The organism is Companilactobacillus formosensis (genome assembly GCF_005405305.1).
GTDB classification, from domain to species: domain Bacteria; phylum Bacillota; class Bacilli; order Lactobacillales; family Lactobacillaceae; genus Companilactobacillus; species Companilactobacillus formosensis.
This window is the reverse complement of sequence record NZ_BJDU01000014.1, coordinates 1-1817: the sequence shown is the minus strand read 5'-3', so window position 1 is coordinate 1817 and position 1817 is coordinate 1. Positions and strand designations below refer to the sequence as shown.

Sequence of the window (1817 nt, the reverse complement as noted above, 5' to 3'; positions counted from 1 at the left end):
CCTCAAAACTAAACAAAGTTTTAACGTTGTGTATTTCCGTTGATGCTAAGCATCATATCCTTAGAAAGGAGGTGATCCAGCCGCAGGTTCTCCTACGGCTACCTTGTTACGACTTCACCCTAATCATTTGTCCCACCTTAGGCGGCTAGTTCCCCGAAGGGTTACCCCACCGACTTTGGGTGTTACAAACTCTCATGGTGTGACGGGCGGTGTGTACAAGGCCCGGGAACGTATTCACCGCGGCATGCTGATCCGCGATTACTAGCGATTCCAGCTTCATGCAGGCGAGTTGCAGCCTGCAATCCGAACTGAGATCGGTTTTAAGTGATTTGCTTGCCCTCGCGAGTTCGCAACACGTTGTACCGACCATTGTAGCACGTGTGTAGCCCAGGTCATAAGGGGCATGATGATTTGACGTCGTCCCCACCTTCCTCCGGTTTGTCACCGGCAGTCTCACCAGAGTGCCCAACTGAATGCTGGCAACTGATAATAAGGGTTGCGCTCGTTGCGGGACTTAACCCAACATCTCACGACACGAGCTGACGACAACCATGCACCACCTGTATCCATGTCCCCGAAGGGAAAGACTAATCTCTTAGCTTTTCATGGTATGTCAAGACCTGGTAAGGTTCTTCGCGTTGCTTCGAATTAAACCACATGCTCCACCGCTTGTGCGGGCCCCCGTCAATTCCTTTGAGTTTCAACCTTGCGGTCGTACTCCCCAGGCGGAGTGCTTAATGCGTTAGCTGCAGCACTGAAGGGCGGAAACCCTCCAACACTTAGCACTCATCGTTTACGGCATGGACTACCAGGGTATCTAATCCTGTTTGCTACCCATGCTTTCGAATCTCAGCGTCAGTTACAGACCAGAAAGCCGCCTTCGCCACTGGTGTTCTTCCATATATCTACGCATTCCACCGCTACACATGGAGTTCCACTTTCCTCTTCTGCACTCAAGTTTACCAGTTTTCGAAGCACTTCCTCGGTTGAGCCGAGGGCTTTCACTTCAAACTTAATAAACCGCCTACATTCTCTTTACGCCCAATAAATCCGGACAACGCTTGCCACCTACGTATTACCGCGGCTGCTGGCACGTAGTTAGCCGTGGCTTTCTGGTTGAATACCGTCAGTACGTGAACAGTTACTCTCACGCATGTTCTTCTTCAACAACAGAGTTTTACGATCCGAAAACCTTCTTCACTCACGCGGCATTGCTCCATCAGGCTTTCGCCCATTGTGGAAGATTCCCTACTGCTGCCTCCCGTAGGAGTTTGGGCCGTGTCTCAGTCCCAATGTGGCCGATTACCCTCTCAGGTCGGCTACGTATCATTGCCTTGGTGAGCTATTACCTCACCAACTAGCTAATACGCCGCGGGTCCATCCAAAAGTGATAGCAGAGCCATCTTTTAAGCTACGATCATGTGAAAGTAGTTGTTATGCGGTATTAGCACTTGTTTCCAAATGTTATCCCCCACTTTTGGGCAGGTTACCCACGTGTTACTCACCCGTCCGCCACTCACCAAGATCTGAATCATGAAGCAAGCTTCAATCTTCAGGATGGTTCGTTCGACTTGCATGTATTAGGCATGCCGCCAGCGTTCGTCCTGAGCCAGGATCAAACTCTCATATTAAAAGTTTGTGACTCATAAAAAATTATACTAGCGAATTGACTTCGTTGTAAATCCAACAAATAAATGTTGGCCTACACAATTTAGTGTTAAAACTTTGTTCAGTTTTCAAAGGTCTACCATCTGATTAAGCGCTTACGCTCATCAGCGACTTAATTATTTTATCAAGCTGACAAGTTGATGTCAAGA

The 1817-nt window shown here is 48.6% G+C and carries 1 rRNA gene; it reads right to left on the bottom strand.

Annotation, left to right across the window (positions count from 1 at the left end):
• Nucleotides 1–64: 64 nt before the first annotated feature.
• Nucleotides 65–1631 (bottom strand): 16S ribosomal RNA (locus FFM65_RS11945).
• Between the last annotated feature and the right edge of the window lie 186 nt (nucleotides 1632–1817).